Here is a 24,028-nt window from a genome sequence, read left to right on the forward strand (position 1 = left end):
CTACTGACTGAACTGGAGCTTTTCATGACAAGCCCGACCATTGAACGGCTGGAGGCGATCATCGTCGACCTGCCCACCATCCGCCCGCACAAGCTAGCCATGCACACGATGCAGCAGCAAACCCTGGTGGTCCTGCGCCTGCGTTGCAGCGACGGTGTGGAAGGTATCGGCGAAGCTACCACCATCGGCGGCCTGGCTTACGGCTACGAAAGCCCCGAGGGCATCAAGGCCAATATCGACGCGCATCTGGCGCCGGCGCTGGCCGGCATGGCTGCCGACAACATCAACGCTGCAATGCTCAAGCTCGACAAGCTGGCCAAGGGCAACACCTTCGCCAAGTCCGGCATCGAGAGCGCCTTGCTCGATGCCCAGGGCAAACGCCTGGGGCTGCCGGTCAGCGAGTTGCTGGGCGGGCGAGTGCGCGACAGCCTTGAGGTGGCCTGGACCTTGGCCAGCGGTGATACGGCACGCGACATCGCCGAGGCCGAGCACATGCTTGAGGTTCGCCGCCACCGGGTGTTCAAGCTGAAGATCGGGGCTAACCCTCTGGCACAGGACCTGAAACATGTGGTGGCGATCAAGCGCGAGCTGGGCGAGCGCGCCAGCGTGCGGGTCGACGTGAACCAGTACTGGGACGAATCCCAGGCCATTCGCGCCTGCCAGGTGTTGGGTGACAACGGTATCGACCTCATCGAACAGCCGATCTCACGCATCAACCGCAGCGGCCAGGTGCGCCTGAACCAGCGCAGCCCGGCGCCGATCATGGCCGACGAGTCCATCGAAAGCGTGGAAGACGCGTTCAGCCTGGCTGCGGACGGTGCCGCCAGCATCTTCGCCCTGAAAATCGCCAAGAACGGCGGCCCGCGTGCCGTGCTGCGCACCGCACAGATTGCTGAAGCGGCCGGCATCGCCCTGTACGGCGGCACCATGCTCGAAGGCTCTATCGGCACCCTGGCTTCGGCACACGCCTTCCTCACCGTGCGCCAGTTGACCTGGGGAACCGAGCTGTTCGGGCCGCTGCTGCTGACCGAAGAAATCGTCAACGAGCCGCCGCAGTACCACGACTTCCAACTGCATGTGCCATGTACCCCAGGCCTGGGCCTGACACTCGACGAACACCGCCTGGCGCGCTTCGCCCGGCGCTGACATCAAAGGAGAAACCCCCATGCTGTTCCACGTGAAGATGACCGTGAAGCTGCCGGTCGACATGGACCCGGCCAAGGCCAGGCAACTGAAGGCCGACGAGAAGGAACTGGCCCAGCGCCTGCAGCGCGAGGGCACCTGGCGCCACCTGTGGCGTATTGCCGGGCACTACGCCAACTACAGCGTGTTCGACGTGCCCAGCGTAGAGGCGCTGCACGACACGCTGATGTTGCTGCCGCTGTTTCCGTACATGGATATCGAGGTCGACGGCCTGTGCCGCCACCCGTCATCGATCCACGCCGACGACCGCTGAAACACGCCTTTCGTACAAGAACAAGACGAGATAATCATCATGACCGTGAAAATTTCCCATACTGCCGACGCCCAGAAGTTTTTCGAAGAAGCAGCAGGCTTTGGTAACGATGACGGCAGCCCACGCCTCAAACGCATCGTTCAGCGTGTTCTGCAGGACACCGCACGCCTGATCGAAGACCTGGAAATCAGCGAGGACGAGTTCTGGCTGGCTGTGGACTACCTCAACCGCCTCGGCGGACGTGGCGAGGCCGGGCTTCTGGTAGCGGGGCTGGGCATCGAGCACTTCCTCGACCTGCTGCAGGATGCCAAGGATGCCGAGGCAGGCCTGAGCGGTGGCACCCCGCGCACCATCGAAGGCCCGCTGTACGTTGCCGGCGCGCCCATCGCCCAGGGCGAGGTGCGCATGGATGACGGCAGCGAGGAGGGCGTGGCCACGGTCATGTTCCTCGAAGGCCAAGTGCTCGACCCCCAGGGTCAGCCGCTTGCCGGCGCCGTTGTCGACCTGTGGCATGCCAACACCCGTGGTACCTACTCGTTCTTCGACTCGAGCCAGTCCGAGTACAACCTGCGCCGGCGCATCGTCACCGACGCCGAAGGCCGCTACCGCGCGCGCTCCATCGTGCCCTCGGGCTACGGCTGCGACCCGCAGGGGCCGACCCAGGAATGCCTGGACCTGCTGGGCCGCCACGGCCAGCGCCCGGCGCATGTGCACTTCTTCATCTCGGCGCCGGGTCACCGGCACCTGACTACACAGATCAACCTGTCTGGCGACAAGTACCTGTGGGATGACTTTGCCTATGCCACGCGCGATGGGCTGGTCGGTGAGGTGGTGTTCCGTGAAGGGCCCGACGGGCGCTATGCCGAACTCAAGTTCGACTTCCAGTTGCAGAAGGCGCTGCAAGACGCGGATGAGCAGCGCAGCGGGCGGCCTCGGGCCTTGCAGGAAGGCTGAGTCTCGATCGCGGGCACGCCGGCTCCTGCAGGTACAGCTCAGGCAATGAACTCAGCGGTGTCTGGGTGGGAGCCGGCTTGCCGGCGATCAAACGCAAAGCCCTTGCAACCCACTACTGCAGCGAGAGGCCCATGAAAAACCTGATCAAGGACTGTTCCCTTTCCGCCATCGTCGCAGGTTGCCTTGCGACGATGATTTCCTACGCCGGCCCGCTGGTGATCATCTTTCACGCCGCCGAAGCCGCCGGCCTGTCCCAGGGTCTGCTGTCTTCCTGGGTTTGGGCCATCTCCATGGGCAGTGCTGTACTCGGCGGCTTGTTGAGCCTGTACTACCGGGTACCGGTGGTGATCGCCTGGTCCATCCCGGGCTCGGCACTGTTGGTCACGGCCTTGCCCCAACTGGGACTGGAGCAGGCGGTAGGGGCGTATCTGGTGGCCAATCTGGTCCTGCTGCTGATCGGCATCAGCAGGGCCTTCGACCGCATAATCGCGCGCCTGCCCGGCTCGATCGCCGCCGGCATGCAGGCCGGCATTCTGTTCAGCTTCGGCATCGAGGTGTTCCGGGCATTGCCGGTGCAGCCGGGGCTGGTGGTGGCGATGTTCGTTGCCTATGTGCTGATGCGCAGGCTGCAACCTCGCTACGCCGTCGCGGCGGTGTTGTGTGTGGGTGCCGTAGTCACCTTTACCAGTGGCGCACTGCGCAGCGAGGCACTGGTATTGGAACTGGCCTCGCCGCAGTGGATCACCCCGCAGTTCAGCCTGGCGGCATTGTTCAGCCTGGCACTGCCGATGGTGCTGGTGGCGCTGACCGGGCAATTCATGCCGGGCATGGCAGTGCTGCGTAATGCCGGCTATGCAACGCCCGCCAGCCCGTTGATCAGCGCCAGTGCCATCGGCGGAGCCTTGTTGGCGCCGTTCGGTTGCCATGGCCTGAACCTCGCTGCCGTTACAGCCAGCCTGTGCACGGGCCACGAGGCCCATGACAACCCGCGCCGGCGGTATGTCGCGGCGGTCGCCGGCAGTGCGCTGTACCTGTTGCTCGGCATCGCCGGGGCGACGCTGATGTCGCTGTTCGCCGCCTTTCCTGCTGCTCTGATAGCCGCGCTGGCCGGGCTTGCGTTGTATGGCGCGATCAGCGACGCCTTGGCCCGCAGCCTGGCTGAGCCGCAAGAGCGCGACGCCGGCTTGTTCACTTTCCTGGTCACCGCATCAGGGGTGTCTTTCCTGGGCCTTTCGGCAGCGTTCTGGGGCCTGCTGTTCGGACTGCTGGCACACGCACTGCTCAGGCTGCGTCGCCCGCATGCCCAGGAGGCCCTGCGCCGTTCACCGTGAAACTCGTATTGCCAACGCTTTACCCATAACAACAAGATCAAGAGAGCTTCGGAATGAACCAAACCCCTTGCGTCGCCATCGGGCTGACCCTGTTCAGCCAACCGTTACTCGCCGCCGAAGGCGGTTTCTTCGAGGATGCCAAAGCCAGCCTCAGCGCCCGCAACTACTACTTCAGCCGTGACTTTTCCGACATCGTCGGCGCCAATCAGCAGTCCAAGGCCCAAGAGTGGGCTCAGGGCTTCATCCTTGATTTCAAGTCCGGCTACACACCAGGCACCGTAGGCGTTGGGGTCGACGCGGTGGGCGTGTTGGGCATCAAGCTCGACAGCAGCCCTGACCGGGCCAATACAGGGCTGCTGCCCGTGCACGGTGATGGCAGGGCCGCCGACGAATACAGCCGCTTGGCACCTACGTTCAAGGCCCGGGTATCCAAAACTGAATTGCGCGTCGGTGAACTGCAGCCCAACCTGCCGGTGCTGACTTTCAGCGATATCCGGCTTTTGCCGCCCACTTACCAGGGCGTCAGCCTCAGCATGTCCGAACTGGACGGCCTGACGGTGCAGGCCGGGCACCTCAGTAGCTCGCACCTACGTAACGAAGGCGGCGACGGCAAGATGAACGCGATGCTCGGCCATGTGCCCCAGCGCCAGGTCGAGAGCGACGCGTTCAACTATGCGGGGGGCGATTACGCGTTCAACAGCAACCAGAGCAGTGCCAGCCTCTGGTACGGGCAACTGGAAGACGTTTACGCCCAGGGCTTTGTCGGCTTCAAGCACAGCAAGCCGATAGGGGACTGGGTGCTCAGTGCCAACCTGGGCTATTTCACCGCCCGTGAGCAAGGTGATGCGTTGCTGGGCACCATCGATAACCAGGCGTTCTTTTCGCTGCTCACCGCCAGGCGAGGGGGGCACAGCTTCCATGCGGGCTACCAGGCGATGTACGGCGACAGCCCGTTCCCTCGGGTGTTCGCCAACATTTCGCCGCTGGGCAACGAGGTGCCGACTTATGAATTCGCCTACACCGATGAGCGCTCCTATCAGCTGCGCTATGACTACAACTTCGCAGCCATGGGCATCCCGGGGCTGACGGCGACGGTGCGCTACCTCACCGGTAACAACGTCGATACCGGCCAAGGGTACGAGGGCAAGGATCGCGAACGTGATATCGATCTGGGTTATGCGGTGCAGAGCGGTGTGCTCAAAGGGCTGGGGATTCGGGTGAGAAATGCCATGGCGCGGTCCAATTACCGTAGCGATATCGATGAGAACCGGTTGATCCTGGTGTACACCTGGCAGCTGTTCTGAGCCCGTACCGGCCACGCGTTGTCACACAGCAGCAATTGCGTCACCGGGGTTCGCAGGGTTAGGTTTCCTGTATTGCCCACTCAGGAAACCTTCCCTTGGACTCCATTACCCAAGCCGTACTCGGCGCCGCGCTGCAAGGCACAGTGCTTGGCCGTATCCAGGGCCGCCGCTCGTTGATCTACGGCGCCGCACTGGGCACCGTGCCGGACCTGGACGTGGTCATCCGCTACGCCGACCCGGTGTCGCAAATGACCTACCACCGCGGCTTCTCCCACTCTATCTTCGTGCTGACCGGCCTGGCCCTGTTGCTCGCCTGGCTGGTCAACCGGCTGGGCCGCACGCGCTGGCCTGACAAAGGCTACACCTTGCCCAGGCTGTTCCTGGCGTTCTGGCTGGTACTGGTCACCCACCCGATCCTCGATTCATTCACGGTGTACGGCACGCAGCTGTTCTGGCCCTTGCAGTTCACCCCGCAAAGCTGGGCCAGTGTGTTCATCATCGACCCGGTCTACACCGTGCCGCTGCTGGCGGCCGTGCTCTATGCCGGTATCAGGGGCGTGAGCCGCAAGGCGTTGCGCCTGATGAGCCTGGCCTTGATGTTCAGCACGGCTTACCTGGGTTTCGGCTTGGCCGGGCGCATGGCCGCCGAGCAGCGTTTCCAGGCTGCCCTCGACCAACAGGGGATTGTCGCAAACGAGGTGCGCGCGGTACCGATCGCGTTCAACAGCCTGGTCTGGCGCGTGCTGGCCAAGACCCCGGATGGCGATTATTACGAAGGCGTCAGCAGCGTATTCGACCGCGCACCTCCGGAGATGCAGCGCCTGCCGCGTAACCTGCAGCTTGCAACTGCATTGGCCGATAACCCCCTGTTGCAGCGGCTGCGCTGGTTTACCGATGACTGGCTGCGCTACGACGAGGTGGGCGGTGCGCTGGTGGTCACGGACCTGCGCATGGGGATCCCGGGCAATTACACCTTCCGCTTCAACATGGGCCATCGCGATGCGAAGGGGCACTGGGTTGCCGACACGCCCACTGCGTGGCGCGGCAGCGGAGCAGGCTCGATGTTCAACCGCCATGACCTGGCGTTGATCTGGCGCCGTATCCTGGATCAGCAACCGCCGTTGCCGTTGGCCGCCTGGACCGCCCAATACCTGCACCAGGCCGACGGCCCCGGGCGCTGAGGCGTGCGTTCAGCGGGGTTGGACCTGGTCAAATGGACGGCCATCGTGACCATGGTTGCCGACCATGTACGTTTCCTTTGGCCGGCTGCCGAGGGGCTGTTCATCGTCGGTCGCCTGGCCTTCCCATTGTTCTGCCTGGCGATCGCAGTGAATGTCGGGCGCAGCCCACCGGGCCGGCTGTTCACCCGCACCAACCTGCGCTACCTGGGCTGGATGCTGGCTTTCATGGTGCTGTCTGAAGGGCCCTATCGTTGGCTGGACCCTGCCACCCAGACATTCAGCGTGATCCCCACACTGACCTTGGGGCTGCTGGTGGCCTGGGCGGTGCACCACCCCCCTGCGTCAGCGCGAATAATCGGCCTTGCCGCCGTGCTGATTGCAACCTGGTGCAGTGCGCAGCTGATGTACGGGTTGCCCGGCGTACTGCTGCCTGCGGCCTGGCTGATGGCTCGCAGGCGAGGGGGAGTGGCCTGGCTGCTGCCGTGCCTTTTCGCTGTGGCGGGCAACCTGACCAACAGCTGGTTGCTCGAACACCTGCTGGCACCGGTTACCTTGCTGACCATGGCCGCTGCAGCCCTGGCCATACCTGTCGGGTGCATGCTGCTGCGCCACGACCATTGGCCTGTGCCTGCAGTGGGGCGCTGGGGGTATCTGTTCTACCCGTTGCACCTGCTGGTCATCAAGGCACTGCACTGGATGCTGTAACGAGGCCCTTGCAATACGGCAATGCGCACCCATCTAAGCGGGTCTTCAGTATCCGCAGGAACCAGACATGGAATCCAACCGCTTCGGCGACATCACCGCTTTCGTCAGTGCGGCGAAGGCGGGCAGTTTTACTGCTGCAGCGGCGAGCCTGGGGCTGACCCGCTCAGCCGTGGGCAAGAGCATCGCGCGCCTGGAGGCGCGTATGGCGGTACGCCTGCTCAACCGTACCACGCGCAAATTGAGCCTGACCGATGAGGGTTTGGTGGCGTATGAGCGCTGGCGGCAGATTCTCGATGACCTGGACGAGGTGGAAAGCACCATGGCCCAGCGGCGTGGCAAGCCCACCGGCACGCTGCGCCTGACCGCACCGTTGTCGTTGGGCCAGCGGCATGTGCTGCCGGTCCTCGATGCTTACCTCAAGCAATGGCCGGAACTGCGCGCCGACATTCGTTTTACCGACCGTTTCGTCGATCTGGTCGAGGAGGGCGTGGACGTAGCCGTACGGATCGGCGCACCCAAGGAAGACTCACAGTTGCTCACTCGCACTGTGGCCTGGCAGCAGTTCGTTACCTGCGCTTCGCCCGAATATTTGCGCCAGCACGGGGTGCCGCAGGTGCCTGCAGACCTGTACGGGCATGACAAGATCGCCTTCCTGACAGGTGAAAAATCCATGGCCTGGCGCTTTCACACGCCAGAGGGCCTGCACCTGTGCGAGGAGCCCGGGCGGCTCAATATCGACAGCTCTGAAGCCATGCTCGATGGTGCACGGGCAGGGTTCGGGCTGATTCATCTGCCCACCTACATCACCGGGGAGGACCTTCGCGCGGGCACGCTGGTGGAGGTGTTGCACGCCTACAGGCCACCGGCCGACCCTATTCGCGTGGTGTACCCGAGCAAACGCCACCTGTCTCCGCGAGTACGGGGGTTCATCGACCTGCTGGTGGCGAGTTGGGAGCACGGAGTGCCCTGGGAGCAGTGATTGTGAATGTCAGGCCCCTGAAGCCGGGTTCAGCCCTGGCGCGCCTACAGCTTCGAGCCTGTAGGCGCGGGGCCCCTCATGCCATCAAGCCTGTTTCAGGAACGGGTAATCCGTATACCCCTCAGGCCCGTTTGCATAGTCGAACTGTGGCCGATGCTCGTTCAGTGGCGCCTGAACCCGCAGGCGTTCCACCAGGTCCGGGTTGGCGATGAAACTGCGCCCGAATGCCACGGCATCGATCAACCCACGCCCGATCAGGTCTTCGCCTTTCTCTGCGGTATAAGCACCTGCGGCAATGATGACCCCTGGGTAAGCCGCCCGAATAGCCTTACGGAACGTATCGCGCAGCGGCTTGCCACCAGCCCAGTCCGGCTCGGACAGGTGCAGGTAGGCCAGGTTGCGCTTGGCCAGTTCCTTGATCAGGTACAGCCCTGCTGCCTCTTGATCTTCGCCATTGTCCACGCCATTGAAACCACCCAACGGGAAAATGCGGATACCCACGCGCTCGGCACTCCAACCGGCAATGGCGGCATCCACCGCTTCGAGCACAATACGGGCGCGGTTCTCGACACTGCCGCCATAGCGGTCTTCACGCTGGTTGGCGCTGGGGGTGAGGAACTGGTGCAAAAGATAGCCGTGAGCGGCATGCAATTCGATGAAGTCGAAGTTGGCCTCGCGAGCATTGACCGCTGCCTGGCCGAAATCGGCGACGATGCCGGCGATCTCTTCCTCGCCCAGGGCACGCGGTGCTGAGGTCTCAGTGCGCAGCAGGTTGCCTTGCTCGTCACGCAACGTGGTACGGGCATTGGCAGGTAGGGCGGAGGGCGCCACTGGCGCCTGGCCACCAGGCTGCAAGGTAGTGTGCGACACACGACCGGTGTGCCAGACCTGCACGGCGCTGTGGCCGCCTGCAGCATGAATGCCTTCGTTTACCAGGCGCCACGCGGCAATCTGCTCGGCGGTGTGAATGCCTGGCGAACCCGAGTAGCCCTTGGCCTGGAAGGAGATTTGCGTAGCCTCGGTAATGATCAGGCCTGCACTGGCACGCTGGGCGTAGTACTCGGCCATCATCGGGGTGGGTACATCCCCGGGCTCCAGGCTGCGCAGGCGGGTAAGGGGCGCCATGAACACGCGGTTGGGCAACGTCAATGGGCCGATCTGCAAGGGTTGGAAGAGTTTCATTGCCGCTCCGAAGGTGAAAGAACCAATGGCGCGCACGATACCGGGATGATTCGGGAATGGGAGGACCGGCACCCCGGCGGCGGGCTCCCCAATGGTTTTGTTCACCCAGGTCTACACACTTTTTGGCTGAGCAAGCGGCTGGCACACCTGTGTCATGTCTGCAGCAGCTGTTTCATCGCTGCGCCAGTCCGTGTTGCCTTGCCGGTGCCGGCAGTGCCGTGTCGAACCGCTCTGGCATGGAGGTTTGGCAAGCTCATTGTGCCAATGGCACAGCCGTTGCTCTGTGTGTTACCGACGCCTGATGCGGTGTCGCCATAACAAGAACGGAGAACCGAGCATGAATCGAACAGGCCCGCACCGTCGGCCTCTGCCGCACTTGCTGAGCTGCCTGGCCTTGAGCCTGGCGTGCAGCGCACCTGCCTTCGCCGCCGAAGTCGACGGCCAGCGCATCATCGAAGCCGACAAGGAACCCGGCAACTGGATGAGCCACGGCCGTACCTATGACGAGCAGCGCTACAGCCCGCTCAAGGCGATCAACCAGGGCAACGTCAACCAGCTCGGCCTTGCCTGGAGCTACAAGCTCGACCTTGACCGTGGCGTGGAGGCAACACCAATCGTGGTTGACGGGGTGATGTACACCACCGGGCCGTTTTCGGTGGTGTACGCCCTGGACGCGCGCAATGGCACGCTGCTGTGGAAGTACGACCCGCAGTCTGACCGCCACCGCGCCGGTGAGGCCTGTTGTGACGCGGTCAACCGAGGCGTGGCGGTGTGGCAGGGCAAGGTCTACGTGGGTGTGCTCGATGGCCGCCTGGAGGCGATCGATGCCAAGACCGGCAAGCGTGTGTGGTCGGTGGACACCCGCGATGACGACAAGCGCAGCTACACCATCACCGGGGCGCCGCGGGTGGTCAACGGCAAGGTGATCATCGGCAATGGCGGCGCCGAATTCGGTGTGCGCGGCTACGTGACTGCGTACGACGCCGAAACCGGCAAACAGGCCTGGCGCTTCTTTACCGTGCCGGGCGACCCCAAGCTGCCGCCCGAGAACAAAGCGATGGAAATCGCCAGCAAGACCTGGCACGGCGACGCTTATGTCGAGTGGGGTGGCGGCGGTACGGCCTGGGATTCGTTCGCCTACGACCCGGAACTCAACCTGTTGTATATCGGCGTGGGCAATGGCTCGATGTGGGACCCGAAATGGCGCAGCCAGGCCAAGGGCGACAACCTGTTCCTTTCCTCGATCGTCGCGGTCAATGCCGACACCGGCGAATACGCCTGGCACTACCAGACCACGCCAGGCGATGCTTGGGACTTCACCGCCACCCAGCACATGATCCTCGCCGAGCTGCCCATTGACGGCAAACCGCGCAAAGTGCTGATGCAGGCACCGAAAAACGGCTTCTTCTATGTGCTGGACCGTGCTACCGGTGAGCTGCTGTCGGCGAAGAACATCGTGCCGGTGAACTGGGCCAAGGGCATCGACATGAAGACCGGGCGGCCGATCTTCGACGATGAGGCGGCGGCCTACTGGAAGGACGGCAAGCGCAAGCTGGTGACCCCGGCGTTCTGGGGTGCCCACGATTGGCACCCAATGTCCTACAACCCCGACACGGGCCTGGTGTACATCCCGGCGCATATCATGTCGGCCTACTACGAGCACATCCCCGAGGCGCCAAAGCGCAACCCGTTCAAGAGCGTTTACCAGTTGGGGCTGCGCACCGGCATGATGCCTGAAGGCGCCGAAGGCCTGCTGGACATGGCCAAGAGCTGGTCGGGCAAGCTGATCGCCTGGGACCCGGTCAAGCAGGCGCCGGCGTGGGAGGTGCCGTACATCACCATCTTCAACGGTGGCACCCTGAGCACTGGCGGCAACCTGGTGTTCGAGGGTAGCGCCGACGGCCGGGTGATCGCCTACGCCGCCGATTCGGGCAAAAAGCTCTGGGAGTCGCCCGCCGCCAGCGGCGTGATGGCTGCGCCGATCACCTATTCGGTGGACGGCGAGCAGTACGTGACGTTCATGGCCGGCTGGGGCGGGGCGTTTTCTACCTTTGCCGGGGCGCTGTCATTGCGTGCGGGCGTGCAGCCGTTCGCCCAGGTGCTGACCTACAAGATCGGCGGTACCGCCAAGTTGCGTGAGCCGGCGCCACCGGCCGATGCACCGGAGCCGCCCGCGTTGACCGCCGATGCGCAAACGGTCGCTGCCGGGGCAGCCCTGTATGACGGCAACTGCTCGCAATGCCACGGTATCCACGCCGTCAGTGGTGGTGTGCTGCCCGACCTGCGCAAGCTCACTGCCGAAAAGCACCAGATGTTCCTCGGCATCCTCTATGGCGGGCGCGTACCCGATGGCATGCCTTCGTTCGCCGACAACCTCAAACCCGAGCAGGTCGAGCAGGTGCACCAGTACCTGATCAAGCGCGCCCATGACTTGAAGGCCGAAGGCGATGCCTGGCAGCGGTTCAGCGCCAAGCCCGTCGCCCAGCCGCCACTGGCCGATAACACACCACAGGAGTGACACGAGCATGACAGACACGACCTACCAGAACTTCATCGACAACGCGTTTGTGCCCAGCGAGGCGCTGATCGAGGTCTACAACCCGGCTAATGCCCAGCTGCTCGGCCGGGTGCCAGAAACACCGGCTGAACAGGTGGAGCGCGCCATCGCAGCAGCACGCAAGGCGCAAAAGGGCTGGGCGGCGAAGACAGCCCTTGATCGGGCAGGCTACTTGCGCCAGATCGCCGGCAAGGTACGGGCCAATGCCGACCGCCTGGCGCGGATCATTACCCAGGAGGGCGGCAAGGTGCCGGCGCTGGCCCAGGTCGAGGTCAGCTTTACCGCCGACTACTTGGACTACATGGCCGAATGGGCGCGCCGCCTGGAGGGCGAGGTACTCAGCAGCGACCGTGCCCACGAACACATCTTCCTGATGCGCAAGCCATTGGGCGTGGTGGCGGGGATTCTGCCGTGGAATTTCCCTTTCTTCCTCATCGCACGCAAGATGGCGCCGGCGCTGCTCACTGGCAATACCATCGTGATCAAGCCCAGCGAGGAAACGCCCATCAATTGCTACGCGTTTGCCCAGTTGGTGGCCGAGACAGACCTGCCCGCTGGCGTGTTCAACGTGGTTGGTGGCAAAGGGGCGAGTGTCGGTCACGGCCTGTCGAGCCATGCCGGTGTCGACCTGGTGAGCTTCACCGGCAGCGTGGCGACCGGCGCGCGGATCATGGCCGCCGCCGCCCCGAACATCACCAAGCTGAACCTCGAACTGGGTGGCAAGGCCCCGGCGATCGTGCTGGCTGATGCCGACCTCGACCTGGCGGTTAAAGCCATCGTTGCCTCGCGCGTGATCAACACCGGCCAGGTTTGCAACTGTGCCGAGCGGGTGTATGTGGAGCGCAAGGTGGCCGACGCCTTCGTCGACAAGGTAGGTCAGGCCATGGCGACCACCCGCTATGGCGACCCCTCGCGCCAGGCCGACCTGGACATGGGGCCGCTGATCAACCAGGCCGGCCTCGACAAGGTGGCGCAGATGGTGCGCACGGCCGTAGGGCAGGGTGCCAAGTTGGTGACCGGGGGGCAGGTCGCCGACCTTGGCGCCGGGTTCCATTACCAGCCGACCGTGCTCGCCGGCTGTACGGCGGACATGGAGATCATGCGCAAGGAGATCTTCGGACCGGTACTGCCTATCCAGGTGGTCGATGATCTGGACGAGGCGATTGCCTTGGCCAATGACAGCGAGTACGGGCTGACCTCGTCACTCTATACCCGTGACCTGAATGCAGCGCTCAAGGCTTGCCGCGAGATCGACTTTGGCGAGACCTACATCAACCGCGAGAACTTCGAAGCCATGCAGGGCTTCCACGCCGGTGCGCGCAAGTCCGGTATCGGCGGGGCGGATGGCAAGCATGGTCTGTATGAGTACACGCGCACCCAGGTGGTGTACATCCAGGGGTAAGTCTACACCCCAGCGAACCTGTCTTGTCTGCGATACAGACGCTGGGGTGCAGGGCACCGGCTTCGCCGGTGATAGGGGCGCACCGGTCACCCCAACAGGTTCGGCTGCACGATCCCGTAGCGCTTCATCTTGCGGTAAAGCGTCGAGCGCGAAATGCCGAACGCCTGCGCCGCTGCGCTCATGTTCCAGCGCTCACGCTTCAAGACCTCCAGCAAATGCCGCGCCTGGAGATCTTCCACCTGCTGCTCGAGCGCTGCAGGCTGTACAGGCGCTGCACTGTCCAGCAACTCCTGGGGCAAGTCGGCCAGTTCGATCACGCTGCCCTCGGCCAGCGCCACCGCCTGGCGCAAGGCGTTGAGCAGTTGGCGCACATTCCCCGGCCACGCATGCTCCAGCAGGCAACGATGCGCCTCGGCGCTCAAGCGCAAGCGCGACCCAGCCGACAAGCCAGAGAGCAGCGCATCGATCAGTTCGCGGCGGTCGCTGCGCTCACGCAGGGCCGGCAACCTCATGCGCATCCCGCACAGGCGATAATAAAGGTCTTCGCGAAAACGCTTTTCGCCAATCATGGCCTGCAGGTTCTGGTGCGTCGCCGATATCACCTGGATATCAAGCGCCACTGGCGTTTCTGCCCCCAGTGGCACCAGTTCACGTTCGGCCAGCACCCGCAGCAAACGTGTTTGCAGGTGTGCAGGCATATCACCGATCTCATCGAGAAACAGCGTGCCACCATTGGCTTGCTCCAGCTTGCCCTTCATGCCTTTGCGGCTGGCACCCGTGAAACTGCCGGCGCGGTAGCCGAACAGTTCGCTTTCGATCAATGACTCGGGTATCGCTGCGCAATTGAGCGCCACAAACGGCTTGGCATGGCGCTGGCTGGCCTGGTGCAGGGCGCGGGCGAAAGCTTCCTTGCCGGTGCCGGTTTCGCCGTTGAGGAGGATGGCGATGTCCTTGTCCAGAACCTTGCGCAGCCGACGCACGTCCTGTTGCAGTTGCACGTCCTGGCCTGCCAATTGTTCGAGGCCGGGATGGCGAGCCCGTGCAGGTATCGGCGGTGCAGCCCGCAGCGCGCGGTAGCCGGCGGGGACGCGCAGGCCGACGTCCAGCAAAAGCGGTTGAGCATGGCCATGCAACTGGGTACCGCGGGCGCCGCCACGGGTGAGGTCGAGCAATTGGTCGATATCGGCGTGCAGCAGTTGCTCGACAGGCGCCCCCAGCAATTTGCCGGTGTGCGCAAGGAAGGCCGCCCGATTGGCTCCGATCACCCGGCCACCTTCATCCAGCGCCAGCAACTGCTCGGCCGCCAGGTCCGAGAATTCGTCACGCGGTTTCAGCGCCAGGGTCAGGCGGTCGCGGTAGCGCTCGCGGAAATGGCTGTTCTCGATCAGCCGGGCGTATAGGGTCACCAGTTGCAAGGTCAGGTGTTGTGCTTGCTTGGGACCGTCGTTGTACAGGCAGGTGGCATTCAGGCAACCGAGCAGTTGATTATGGGCATCGAAGATTGGCGACACCGAGCAGCTCAGGCGGGCGTTGGCTGCCAGGAAGTGCTCCTGCCGGTGTATGGTCAGGGCCTGCCCGCAAGCCAGAGCGGTGCCGATGCCATTGGTGCCTGCTATCGACTCGTCCCAGCGCGCCCCGACAATCAGGCCGGAGCGCGTATAGCGCTGCGGGTCGGCCGGCAAGCGGGCATCGAGGGTAATGCCGTCGGCGTCGCTGAGCAGCACGGCGAAACCTGCATCCACTACGCGCCGCGCCAGGCCGCTGACACCCTGGCTGGCGATGGCCAGGTAGGCCTCATGCTGGGCCTGGTGCTGGCGGATTTCGGCGGCGCTGAGGATATTGTCGACGTGGCGCAGTTCAGGGTCCAGGTGATGCTGGTTGATGCTGCGGTACCAAGACTCGGCGATCACAGGTTCGGGCATCAGGCCGCGTTCGGCGAAATGGCAATCGACGAACGCGGCCAGCTCACTGGCTTGGGGTGAGGCGGTGTGCGCGGCCATGGGCGCTCCACAAAATTCTTGTTATTTGAGGTGGGGAAAACCATAGCTGATTTTTGCTTGATCGGCAGCCGGCCTGGTGCGGGGCGAATGCGTTCAGCCGATCAACTCAAGCGCCTGAGCCAGGCTAAGTGACCGCTTCATACGCTGCGACAACTGCGCCATGGCATCCGAATAGCCTTTGGCGATCACGGCCTCCACCCGCTCACCTGCACATTGCAATGCAATGAAATCGCCTTGCTCCGGTTCCCCGACAAACTCGATGCGGTCCCAGTCGCGCGCATGCCCCAGTACTTCATAGGTGCGCCCATGCTGATAAGTCCAGAAGAACGGCACGTCTTCATACCGGCGCTGTTCGCCCAGCATGTTGGCGGCAGCTATGACACCGTGTTGCTGGGCCAAGCGCCAGTGCTCGATGCGCACCGGGCGGCCGCTGAGGGGGAAGGTCGCGATGTCACCGGCAGCCCACAGCCGGTCCGCGGCCTGCAGCTCGGCGTCGACTGCAATGGAGCGGTCCTCGGCCAATTGCATGCCCTGAACGAAGGCGGTGGCTGGCATGACGCCGGTGCCGAGCAAGACCAGTGACGTGTCGATTTTCTCGCCATTGCTCAGCAGTACGGCTTCGACGTGTTGCGTACCGATAAACCGGTCTACCTCGGTCGGGCCATGGAACACCACGCCCTTGCGCTCATGCAGCGCGCGAATGGAGCGGCCAATGCGCTCACCCAACTGCATGCGCAACGGAACCTCGTGGCGGGTGACCACGTGGACCTGTGCGCCGTACGTGCGCAATGCCGATGCGGCCTCCAGGCCGATGAAACCGTCACCGATGATCACCACGGGCTGGCCGGGTTCGGCGGCATCGATCAGGCGCGCAGCATCCTCGCGCGAGCGCAGCGTCAGGATACCCGCCAGGCTTGCACCGGGCAGGTCAGGGCGTTGCGGCTTGCCGCCAGTGGCCAATAAGGCTGCGTCATAATCGATACGGTGGCCGTCGGCCAGGGTGATCTGGCGCTTTTTGGCATCCAGCAGGCGCACCTTGCCCGAGCGCCGTTCCAGTTGGCCTGTGCGCAACTGGTCAGCTTCAAGCAGCGCAGGCACTTCATCAGGCGGCATTTCGCCGGCAATCACGAATTTGCTCAGCGCAGTACGGTCATACGCCGGTTGCAGCTCCTGGTCCAGCCACACCAGGCGCCCGCCGAACCCATGGGCCAGCAGCGTGGCAACCGCCGCCGAGCCTGCGGCACCGGCGCCGATGACGACGAAGCAGCGCGCATCGCTGTGACGCGGTGGCTCGGGGTGCGGCAGAGGCTGGTCATCGACCCAGACTTCGCCATCCTTGACCCATGCGCGGTAGCGGCGCAGATCTGTCAGGGCCGGGGGCTCGCAGACCACGCCTTCGTCCACGGCGAAAGCGGCCTTGTGCCAGGGGCAGACCAGCAGGCCGTTGCATACCACCCCTTCTTCCAGCGGTGCTCCGGCGTGCGGGCAATTGGCCTGATAGGCGCGGACCTGCCCGGCGCTGCGAATCAGGATCACTTCTTCGCTGCCGGCCTGTACACGCAGGGGATGTTTTGGGTCCAGCTGATCGAGGCGGGCCACGGCGTGGTGGGTCATGGGAGTCTCCAAAAGGGGGCCTTCGGAATCATTTGACGCCTGGGACGGGAGGGTGATGCTTTGATCTGACGACCGGAGACGCCGAGTCACTTCCCGGCTATGGGGCCGCAGGGCGGCCCCACCCACTCAATGCGCCCGGGCCGCCGCCAGCGCACTGGCGCGCGTCACCCGCAGCGCCACCAGGCTACCCACCACGATCAGCGCCGCCAGTGAATACAGCGCAGCGTCGGTCGAACCGGTCTGGTCCTTGATGAACCCGACCAGGTACGGGCTGAGGAAGCCGGCCATCTGCCCCACCGAGTTGATGATTGCCAGGCCCGCGACTGCGGCACTGGCGCTGAGCAGCGCGGTGGGCATCGGCCAGAACATCGGCAGGCCGGTGAGGGCACCCATGGTGGCGATCGACAGCCCCAGGATGGCGATGGCCGGGGTGGCGGCAAAGTTGACCGCGATCAGCAAACCGACGGCGCCCATCAGCATCGGCACCACGAGGTGCCAGCGACGTTCGTTGCGCAGGTCCGCCGAGCGGCCACAGAGGATCATGAACACCCCAGCCAGCAGGTACGGAATGGCGCTGAGCCAGCCGATCAGCAGCGGGTTGTCGAAGCCCATGTTCTTGATGATCGACGGCAGCCAGAAGTTGATCGCGTAGACACCACTCTGAATGCAGAAATAGACGAAGCCGAAGGTCCAGATCAATGGGTTGGTCAGCACGGCGAACACGCCATCGCCAGTGGCGACGGGTTTGCTGGCGGCGTCTGCCTTCAAGTCTGCCTCGATCAGCTGGCGTTCTGCCGGGCTCAGCCAGGCGGCTTTCTGGTAACCATCGCTGAGCATGCCGATGGCCAGGATACCCAGTGCCACGGTTGGCAGGCCCTGGATCAGGAACATCCACTGCCAACCGGCCAAACCATGCTGGCCAGCGGCGAAGTGTTCGAGGATCCAGCCGGAGAACGGCCCGCCGAGCAGGCCCGATACCGGGATCGCCGACATGAACAAGGCCATGATGCGGCCACGGCGGTCCGCCGGGAACCAGCGCGAGAGGTACAGCACCACCCCTGGGAAGAAGCCGGCTTCGGCAGCGCCGGTCAGCAAGCGCAGGGTGTAGAACTCGGTAGGGGTGGTGACGAACAGCAGGCAGGTCGAGAGACTGCCCCAGGCGATCATCATCGCCGCAATCCAGCGCCGCGGGCCGAAGCGGTTGAGCGCCAGGTTGCTCGGCAGGCCGCAGAGCACATAGCCGATGAAGAAGATCCCGGCACCCAGGCCGTAGACGGTTTCGCTGAATTTGAGCGCGTCGAGCATCTGCAGCTTGGCGAAGCCGACATTGACGCGGTCCAGGTAGTTGAACAGGTAGCAGATGAAAATGAACGGAATCAGCCGCAGGGTGATACGCCGGTAAAGCGCGTTGCGGGTGATGTCTGTGCCTTGGTCAGGGGCAGGGCTGTATGCCATGATCGGGTTCTCTATTGTTATGGTTGTCGCCGCGTCGCCTGTGCCGGCGCTCGCCCTGATGAGTCTCGGGCAGTGCGACGCAGCTGTCTTTGTGCTTTTGCACAGCCAACTGGGCAAGACGCTGTGCTCGCGAACAAAGCCTAACACCCTCAAGGATCACCGAATGTTCGAACTGGACCATGACCTGGCGCAGGATATTGTTGATCGGGCAATGGCCATTCTGCCGTGCAATGTCAATGTCATGGACAGCCAGGGGCTGATCCTGGGCAGTGGCGAGCCGGAGCGCATCAACACCCGTCACGAAGGTGCGCAGCTGGTATTGGCCAATGGCCGGATCGTCGCGCTGGATGCAGACGCCGCCAAGTGCCTCAAAGGCGTGCAGCCGGGGGTCAACCTGCCGCTGATGCTCGATGGGCGGCTGATCGGGGTGCTGGGGCTGACGGGTGACCCGCAGCAACTGCGCACCTACGGCGAGCTGGTGCGCATGACCGCCGAAATGCTTCTGGCCCAGCGCCACTTGCAGGTTGAACAGCAATGGCGGCGCCAGCGTTGTGATGACCTGCTGGCGTTGCTGCTCGGTGGTACGGGCGACTCGCCGCGGCTGCTGGACGAAGCGCAGCAACTGGGCCTGAAACCGCAGTTGCCACGGGTGCCTTGTTTGTTTGAACTGCGTGCCGGCCCGGCGGCCGAGGCCTTGGCTGCCTGGTTGATGAGCCGTTACCCGGACAGTTGGTGCGTGAGTCCGGCGCGCGATTCCTTGCTGTGGTGCCGCCCGGCCGGGGTGGTGCTGGACGATGAGCGCCTGTTCGAGCGCGTGCAGCGCAGCGGCTGGCAGATCCAGCGCCTGGCGCTGGGCAGCCCGGCGCAGAGCCTTGAGCAGTTGCGCCGCGGTTACCGGCGGGTCCGTGACCTGCTCGCCTATGGCCGCGAAGTGTTGCCGGGCGAGCAGCTGTTGAGCCTCGCACGTTACCGTCTGCCGGCCTTGTTGTGGCGCCACCGTAATGAGGATGCGCTGGATGAGCTGCTTGAGCCGCTGCACCGCGTTCGGGCCAAGGATGCCAGCGGGCAGTTGCTCGCCACCCTGCGTGCCTGGTGCGCGCATGATGGCCAGAGCCAGGCCTGCGCCGATGCCCTGGGGATTCACCGCAACAGCCTGCGCTATCGCCTGGAGCGTATTGCCGAGCTGGGCGAGGTCGACCCGTTGCGCCTGGAAGGCATGTTGAGCCTGTACCTGGGGTTGCAGCTTTTGCCCGCGGATTGACCTGGGCAAAAAGGCATTTGCCCAAACAACCCGTCGGCCGGTTTGTGCATCCGACCGAGGCCCCGACGCCAGACAACTGTCAGCATGCGGCCATCTGGACAGGAGAATCCCCATGAAGATCGTCATCGCCCCCGACTCGTTCAAAGACAGCCTTGATGCTGCCGGTGTCGCCCGTGCCATCGCCGCCGGCCTGGCCGAGGCGCTGCCTAGCGCTGAGCTGCTCGAGTGCCCCATGGCCGATGGCGGCGAAGGCACCATGGAGGCGATTGTCGCTGCCAGCCACGGCGAGCTGCGCCGGCAGACCGTTCGCGGGCCACTGGGCCAGCCGGTGCAGGCCGGTTGGGGCTGGCTGGCCGACAGCCGTACGGCGATCATCGAGATGGCCCAGGCCAGTGGTATCCAGCTGGTGCCGAGTGCGCAGCGTGATGCCTGCCGCAGCAGCACCTGGGGCACTGGCGAGCTGATCAACGCCGCGCTCAGCGCAGGGGCACAGCGCATTGTTCTGGCAATCGGCGGCAGTGCTACCAACGATGGCGGCAGCGGCATGCTGCGTGCCCTAGGCCTGCGTTTGCTGAACACCGATGGCCAGCCGCTGGAAGAGGGCGGCTTGGCCCTGGCCGGGCTGGCACGCATCGATGTCAGCGGCCTGGACCCTCGCCTGGCGCAGGTCCGGTTCGAAGTGGCGGCCGACGTCGACAATCCCCTGTGTGGGCCCAATGGTGCTTCGGCGATCTTCGGGCCACAAAAAGGTGCCAGCCCCGCGCAGGTCCAGGCCCTGGACAAAGCGCTGGGCCACTTTGCCGACCATTGTGCGCAGGTGCTGGGCCAAGACGTGAGAGAACTGCCAGGGTGTGGCGCTGCCGGCGGCATGGGCTTTGCCGCCAAGGCCTTCATGGAGGCGCGGTTCCGACCGGGCGTGGAAGTGGTGGCGGAGTTGGCCGGCCTCGATGCGTTGGTGAAAGGTGCCGACCTTGTGATTACTGGTGAGGGCCGCTTCGATGCCCAGACCCTGAGGGGCAAGACGCCGATGGGCGTGGCGCGGGTCGCCAAGCGCCATGGGGTGCCGGTGGTGGTGCTGGCGGGTACCTTGGGTGAAGGCTATCAGCAACTGTACGCGCATGGCATCGATGCGGCATTCGCCCTTGCCAGCGGGCCGACGACCCTGGAGCAGGCCTGCGCCGATGCGGCGCACTTGTTGCAGGCCCGGGCCAGTGATATTGCGCGGGTATGGCGTTGCGCCCAGGGGCGCTAAAGCATCTGCGGCAAGACCATGGCGCCGCGCCGCGGGTGCGGCGCTCGATCTCAAAGTTACTGAAATAAACCGTGGCATGCCCCAATACCTCACCTCCCCGACAACCTGCTGAGCTGCGTGGCGATAGTGCGCAAGCCGGACACCATCTGGGAAATACCAAAAATATCTTTGTCTGATATGAGGCCGGATTCACGGCGCGATGAGTGAGTTGCGGTCGGAAAATACGCACTTGTTAATCAGTATTTACCCGTAGAAGTTGTTGAATAATACCTCGTAGCTATCACCGGCGGTTTCAAATAAGTATTTTACTTGAGCCGGACGCTCGCCAATTCTCTGCGCTGTTTATTCGAGAGGGCGAGTCGATGTTAGTTCATAGCGACCAGGATATTGGCGTACTGCAGGCCGCGGAACGCGAGCTTCAACTGCAGGCGGGGCATGTCCCCAGCGCCGCATTTTATGAACGCAAGTTGCAAGCAGTTTGGACGCGAGCACAACACAGCGCCCATTACGCAAACATAGGTCCCTACAGTTTCACGGCCTTCCAGCAGTTGCCCGCAACCGCCAAGGCATTGCTCAAAGGCCAACCGCTTGAGTTCTGCACTGTAGAACTCGGCGAGGCGGCCAAGTATTACGCCACCACCGGCACGACTGGCGAGCCGACCCCGACCCCGCGTTTGAAAGAAGACATCATCTGGAATGCCGTCAGTGTCGCCAGCCATTGGCGGGCAGTGCTGCGCCCGGGTTCGCGGGTAGCCAACCTGATGCCATCGGACATCGTGCCGGTGGGCGACCTGATCGCCAACGTCTGCGAGTACCTGGACGTTTCCCACGTGCGCCTCTATCCCTTCACCACCGGTATTACCGACTGGGAGCGGGTGTGCAAGACCTTCGACACGTATCGGCCTACGGTCCTGTTCATTGCCCCCGGGGTGCTGGTGCAGTTGACCCGCTACCTGAAACAGCGCGAATTGCTGCACGCCTTCGCCGAGTCGGTGCGCTCGATCATGCTGCTTGGCGAGGTCAACACCCAGCCGTTGCGTGACCGCCTGGCGCGCTGGTGGAAATGTGATGTTTTCGATGCCAGCTACGGCAGTACCGAAACAGGCACCCTGGCCGCAGTGGGCCAAGACCTGCAGATGCGCCTGGCCACGGCTACCAATTATTTTGAGCTGCTGTTGCCCGACGGCAAGCTGGTCACCCCGGCCGAGGGCCTTACGGGCCGCCTCGTGGTTACACCGCTCAACCTGTATGCACGCCCGCTGTTGCGGCTGGACACCGGTGACAGCGTGACCATCACCTCGCCTTGGGAGCCAGGCTGCGTCAGCCCGACCCTGCTGATCAACGGGCGTGACAGCGACAGCATCCGCGTGGCTGGCGTAGGCCTTGAGATCCGCGCGGTCGAGGAGGTGGTATACGGCAGTTGCGATGCCACAGGTTATGTCATCGAAGTGGACCGCCAGACTGACAGCGCCGCGCTGATCCTCGAGCGTGACGTTGTCTGGGACAGCAGCCAGGAAGCACGCCTGCAAGCGCATTTGCTGGAGCGCTCCGAGCAGCACATGGGGCTGCGCTGGAGCCGCGTGCTGTTCGTCAACAACCTGTCGGCGCTGAACAAGAGCGGCGGTTCGCAAAAGAGCTGGAAGAAAACCAATCTGCGCTTTATCGGTGGCCAGCAATGACGCCGCCACGCTTCCCCCTGGGGCAGGGCCTGAGCAACGGCCAACCGGATCTGTGGTGCACCTATGCGGCCATACGCAGCCTGGCCTGGGTTGAGCGCCTTGAGCAGGTTGATGTACCGGTATTACAGGCCTACATCCTGTCTCGGCGCAACCGCGATGGCGGCTTTGCCTGGAGCAAGGGGATGCCCTCCGATGCCTGGGCCACGTTTTATTGCACCGAAACCCTGCACGACCTGGGCGTTGTCGTTCAACAGTGCGACGAAACAGCGGCCTGGATCGCTACGCTGTTCGATGGCGACGCTTATGCCATGTGCCCGGGCCAGACGGCGGACGTGTGGGCCAGCCACTATGCGCTGCGCACCTTGATCGAAGTGTGCCAGGGCCAGGTGCGGGATACCGGGCCGTTGTATGCCTGGCTCGAGGGGTTGCAGTGTGCCAATGGTGGCCTGAGTTGGTCGGCGGATTTCGCCCGACGCAACCTGGCCGACACCCGTGCCTGCTTCTACGGCGTGATGGCTGCGCGAGCGCTGGCGCGCCAAGGCTTGCCGGCGCCGCAATGGAACCTGCCACGCCTGATCGGCTGGCTACAGGCACAGCAGATGGATTGCGGTGGTTTCCGCTTCAGCGAAGCGGCGGCCGTGCCGTGCCTGTGGGCGACCTATCGCGCCACCGCCAGCCTTGCGGCATTGCAGGCGCAACCGCTGGGCCGTCAGCGCTGCGCTGAATGGATCGATACCTTGCGCGGCCCGACCGGTGCCTTCGTGCGCTGGGCCGGTTATGACGGTGAGGATGTCTGGGCGGCGTTCTGCGCACTGGGTTCGCTAAAGGCACTGGGAGAGCCGGTGGCGCACCTGGGCGACGGCGTGGCTGCGTTCATCGCCACGTTATCGATGCCCCAAGGCGGCTATTCCTATCGCCGGGCAGATACCGCCGCCGACGTGCTGACTACTGCGGCCGCGGTGCTGGGCGAATGCCTGGCGCCGCAGCAGCGCGGTGCGGCCCTGCGCTGGATCGAAGGCTGCCAAATGCCCAACGAGCCTGGGATCATGTACATGCCCGGCCGTGGTGCCGAGGTGCGTTGCACCAATTGGGGCCTTGCAGCGGGCGCCTTCGATGGCCAGCCAGGGCCCCGCCAGGCGATCGGCCGATGGCTGGCCTCGCTGCAGAACCCTGACGGCGGCTTCGGTTTCTGGGAGGGGCGCGGCTCTGACATGGTGTCCACCGCATCAGCCGTGTCGATCTTGCGGCAATTGGGCGATGACTGCGGCGTGGACTTGGCGGCCATCGAACGCTACGTCGCCAGCTGCCAGCAAGCTCATGGCTACGCAACGTTCCCCCGTGGCGAAGTGTCACTGCGCGCGGGGTTGCAGGCCCTGGGCTGCCTGGCCCATATCGGCAACGACGTCACTGAGGCTGCCGCCCGGTTACTGGCCGCGCACAAAGTGCGCCAGGGCGGCTTCGCCAACCAGGGGCAGCGCATTCCCGACCTGCTCAGCACCTACCAGGCCGTGGCACTGGCTGCCGCCCTGGGCCTGCCTGTGGACCTTGCCCACCTGCGCTTTTTCCTCGAAAAGGTGCGCGGCGCTGCCGGCCATGCCTGGTCACCCTTGTTCTTGCAAGGGGTTGATGCGTTGTCCACCTGTCTGGGCCGCCTGCTCGACGCCTTTGCCCAAGGCCAGCGTAAGCAGCTGCCCAGCTTGCAGTTGTCGTAAGGAG

The 24,028-nt window shown here is 64.1% G+C and carries 18 protein-coding genes; 14 read left to right on the plus strand and 4 right to left on the minus strand.

Annotated features, from left to right (window positions below):
• Positions 1–24 precede the first annotated feature (24 nt).
• From ACW4TB_RS08335 to ACW4TB_RS08370, 8 genes are all read left to right on the plus strand, one after another.
• Positions 25–1,146, plus strand: a complete 1,122-nt coding sequence (locus tag ACW4TB_RS08335; RefSeq protein WP_279931716.1) for a muconate cycloisomerase family protein — start codon at positions 25–27, stop codon at positions 1,144–1,146.
• A 19-nt stretch (positions 1,147–1,165) separates the two neighbouring features.
• Positions 1,166–1,456 (plus strand): muconolactone Delta-isomerase, encoded by a 291-nt coding sequence (catC, locus tag ACW4TB_RS08340; protein WP_046786158.1) that lies wholly within the window; start codon positions 1,166–1,168, stop codon positions 1,454–1,456.
• Positions 1,457–1,495: 39 nt separating this feature from the next.
• Entirely contained in the window at positions 1,496–2,410 is a 915-nt protein-coding gene (catA, locus tag ACW4TB_RS08345) for a catechol 1,2-dioxygenase (protein WP_254465811.1), read from the plus strand.
• Between the two features lie 131 nt (positions 2,411–2,541).
• Complete coding sequence (locus ACW4TB_RS08350; RefSeq protein ID WP_279931712.1) at positions 2,542–3,741, plus strand: benzoate/H(+) symporter BenE family transporter; 1,200 nt, start codon at positions 2,542–2,544, stop codon at positions 3,739–3,741.
• Between the two features lie 53 nt (positions 3,742–3,794).
• Positions 3,795–5,045 carry an OprD family porin gene (locus ACW4TB_RS08355; RefSeq protein ID WP_279931711.1) on the plus strand — a complete coding sequence of 417 codons (1,251 nt, stop codon included), beginning with the start codon at positions 3,795–3,797 and terminating at the stop codon, positions 5,043–5,045.
• Positions 5,046–5,140: 95 nt separating this feature from the next.
• A complete protein-coding gene (locus ACW4TB_RS08360; RefSeq protein WP_279931708.1) occupies positions 5,141–6,226 on the plus strand; it encodes a metal-dependent hydrolase in 1,086 nt (361 codons plus the stop codon).
• A 3-nt stretch (positions 6,227–6,229) separates the two neighbouring features.
• Positions 6,230–6,931, plus strand: a complete 702-nt coding sequence (locus ACW4TB_RS08365; RefSeq protein ID WP_279931706.1) for a TraX family protein — start codon at positions 6,230–6,232, stop codon at positions 6,929–6,931.
• 67 nt (positions 6,932–6,998) lie between these two features.
• Entirely contained in the window at positions 6,999–7,910 is a 912-nt protein-coding gene (locus ACW4TB_RS08370) for a LysR family transcriptional regulator (protein ID WP_279931704.1), read from the plus strand.
• Positions 7,911–7,994: 84 nt separating this feature from the next.
• Here the strand turns inward: ACW4TB_RS08370 and nemA are convergent, their stop codons facing one another.
• A complete protein-coding gene (nemA, locus tag ACW4TB_RS08375; RefSeq protein WP_279931702.1) occupies positions 7,995–9,092 on the minus strand; it encodes an alkene reductase in 1,098 nt (365 codons plus the stop codon).
• 337 nt (positions 9,093–9,429) lie between these two features.
• On the opposite strand from nemA, the gene ACW4TB_RS08380 reads away from it, so the two are divergent.
• Both ACW4TB_RS08380 and aldA read left to right on the plus strand, forming a co-directional pair.
• The gene (locus ACW4TB_RS08380) at positions 9,430–11,610 is read left to right on the plus strand and encodes a PQQ-dependent dehydrogenase, methanol/ethanol family (RefSeq protein ID WP_279931700.1); all 2,181 of its coding nucleotides are present in this window, start codon (positions 9,430–9,432) and stop codon (positions 11,608–11,610) included.
• A 7-nt stretch (positions 11,611–11,617) separates the two neighbouring features.
• Positions 11,618–13,051, plus strand: a complete 1,434-nt coding sequence (gene aldA / locus ACW4TB_RS08385; protein ID WP_455828311.1) for an aldehyde dehydrogenase — start codon at positions 11,618–11,620, stop codon at positions 13,049–13,051.
• 86 nt (positions 13,052–13,137) lie between these two features.
• Here the strand turns inward: aldA and ACW4TB_RS08390 are convergent, their stop codons facing one another.
• The 3 genes from ACW4TB_RS08390 to ACW4TB_RS08400 all read right to left on the minus strand — a co-directional run bounded on the left by ACW4TB_RS08390 (position 13,138) and on the right by ACW4TB_RS08400 (position 18,120).
• A complete protein-coding gene (locus ACW4TB_RS08390; protein ID WP_279931697.1) occupies positions 13,138–15,051 on the minus strand; it encodes a sigma-54-dependent Fis family transcriptional regulator in 1,914 nt (637 codons plus the stop codon).
• 93 nt (positions 15,052–15,144) lie between these two features.
• Positions 15,145–16,665, minus strand: coding sequence for an apoptosis inducing factor family protein (locus tag ACW4TB_RS08395; protein WP_279931695.1), 1,521 nt, complete (start codon positions 16,663–16,665; stop codon positions 15,145–15,147).
• 126 nt (positions 16,666–16,791) lie between these two features.
• Complete coding sequence (locus tag ACW4TB_RS08400) at positions 16,792–18,120, minus strand: MFS transporter (protein WP_254465804.1); 1,329 nt, start codon at positions 18,118–18,120, stop codon at positions 16,792–16,794.
• Positions 18,121–18,283: 163 nt separating this feature from the next.
• Here ACW4TB_RS08400 and ACW4TB_RS08405 point away from each other — a divergent pair, with 163 nt between their 5' ends.
• The 4 genes from ACW4TB_RS08405 to ACW4TB_RS08420 all read left to right on the plus strand — a co-directional run bounded on the left by ACW4TB_RS08405 (position 18,284) and on the right by ACW4TB_RS08420 (position 24,024).
• On the plus strand, positions 18,284–19,381 hold the full coding sequence (locus tag ACW4TB_RS08405; RefSeq protein WP_012314542.1) for a sugar diacid recognition domain-containing protein: 1,098 nt from the start codon (positions 18,284–18,286) through the stop codon (positions 19,379–19,381).
• A gap of 112 nt (positions 19,382–19,493) precedes the next feature.
• Positions 19,494–20,633 (plus strand): glycerate kinase, encoded by a 1,140-nt coding sequence (locus ACW4TB_RS08410; RefSeq protein ID WP_254465803.1) that lies wholly within the window; start codon positions 19,494–19,496, stop codon positions 20,631–20,633.
• Between the two features lie 362 nt (positions 20,634–20,995).
• Entirely contained in the window at positions 20,996–22,312 is a 1,317-nt protein-coding gene (locus ACW4TB_RS08415) for a phenylacetate--CoA ligase family protein (protein ID WP_279931690.1), read from the plus strand.
• Positions 22,309–24,024, plus strand: a complete 1,716-nt coding sequence (locus ACW4TB_RS08420; RefSeq protein ID WP_279931688.1) for a prenyltransferase/squalene oxidase repeat-containing protein — start codon at positions 22,309–22,311, stop codon at positions 24,022–24,024. Before ACW4TB_RS08415 ends, ACW4TB_RS08420 begins: the two co-directional genes overlap by 4 nt.
• The last annotated feature ends 4 nt before the right edge of the window (positions 24,025–24,028 follow it).

It is taken from the genome of Lelliottia jeotgali, from assembly GCF_977070485.1.

Bases quoted from the DNA above. Each gene is read 5' to 3' on its own strand.
- catC (WP_046786158.1), top strand. From the start codon at position 1,166: ATGCTGTTCCACGTGAAGATGACCGTGAAGCTGCCGGTCGACATGGAC.
- ACW4TB_RS08380 (WP_279931700.1), top strand. From the start codon at position 9,430: ATGAATCGAACAGGCCCGCACCGTCGGCCTCTGCCGCACTTGCTGAGC.
- ACW4TB_RS08350 (WP_279931712.1), top strand. From the start codon at position 2,542: ATGAAAAACCTGATCAAGGACTGTTCCCTTTCCGCCATCGTCGCAGGT.
- ACW4TB_RS08395 (WP_279931695.1), bottom strand. From the start codon at position 16,665: ATGACCCACCACGCCGTGGCCCGCCTCGATCAGCTGGACCCAAAACAT.
- ACW4TB_RS08415 (WP_279931690.1), top strand. From the start codon at position 20,996: ATGTTAGTTCATAGCGACCAGGATATTGGCGTACTGCAGGCCGCGGAA.
- catA (WP_254465811.1), top strand. From the start codon at position 1,496: ATGACCGTGAAAATTTCCCATACTGCCGACGCCCAGAAGTTTTTCGAA.
- ACW4TB_RS08390 (WP_279931697.1), bottom strand. From the start codon at position 15,051: ATGGCCGCGCACACCGCCTCACCCCAAGCCAGTGAGCTGGCCGCGTTC.
- ACW4TB_RS08335 (WP_279931716.1), top strand. From the start codon at position 25: ATGACAAGCCCGACCATTGAACGGCTGGAGGCGATCATCGTCGACCTG.
- ACW4TB_RS08405 (WP_012314542.1), top strand. From the start codon at position 18,284: ATGTTCGAACTGGACCATGACCTGGCGCAGGATATTGTTGATCGGGCA.
- ACW4TB_RS08400 (WP_254465804.1), bottom strand. From the start codon at position 18,120: ATGGCATACAGCCCTGCCCCTGACCAAGGCACAGACATCACCCGCAAC.
- ACW4TB_RS08370 (WP_279931704.1), top strand. From the start codon at position 6,999: ATGGAATCCAACCGCTTCGGCGACATCACCGCTTTCGTCAGTGCGGCG.
- nemA (WP_279931702.1), bottom strand. From the start codon at position 9,092: ATGAAACTCTTCCAACCCTTGCAGATCGGCCCATTGACGTTGCCCAAC.
- ACW4TB_RS08355 (WP_279931711.1), top strand. From the start codon at position 3,795: ATGAACCAAACCCCTTGCGTCGCCATCGGGCTGACCCTGTTCAGCCAA.
- ACW4TB_RS08420 (WP_279931688.1), top strand. From the start codon at position 22,309: ATGACGCCGCCACGCTTCCCCCTGGGGCAGGGCCTGAGCAACGGCCAA.
- aldA (WP_455828311.1), top strand. From the start codon at position 11,618: ATGACAGACACGACCTACCAGAACTTCATCGACAACGCGTTTGTGCCC.
- ACW4TB_RS08410 (WP_254465803.1), top strand. From the start codon at position 19,494: ATGAAGATCGTCATCGCCCCCGACTCGTTCAAAGACAGCCTTGATGCT.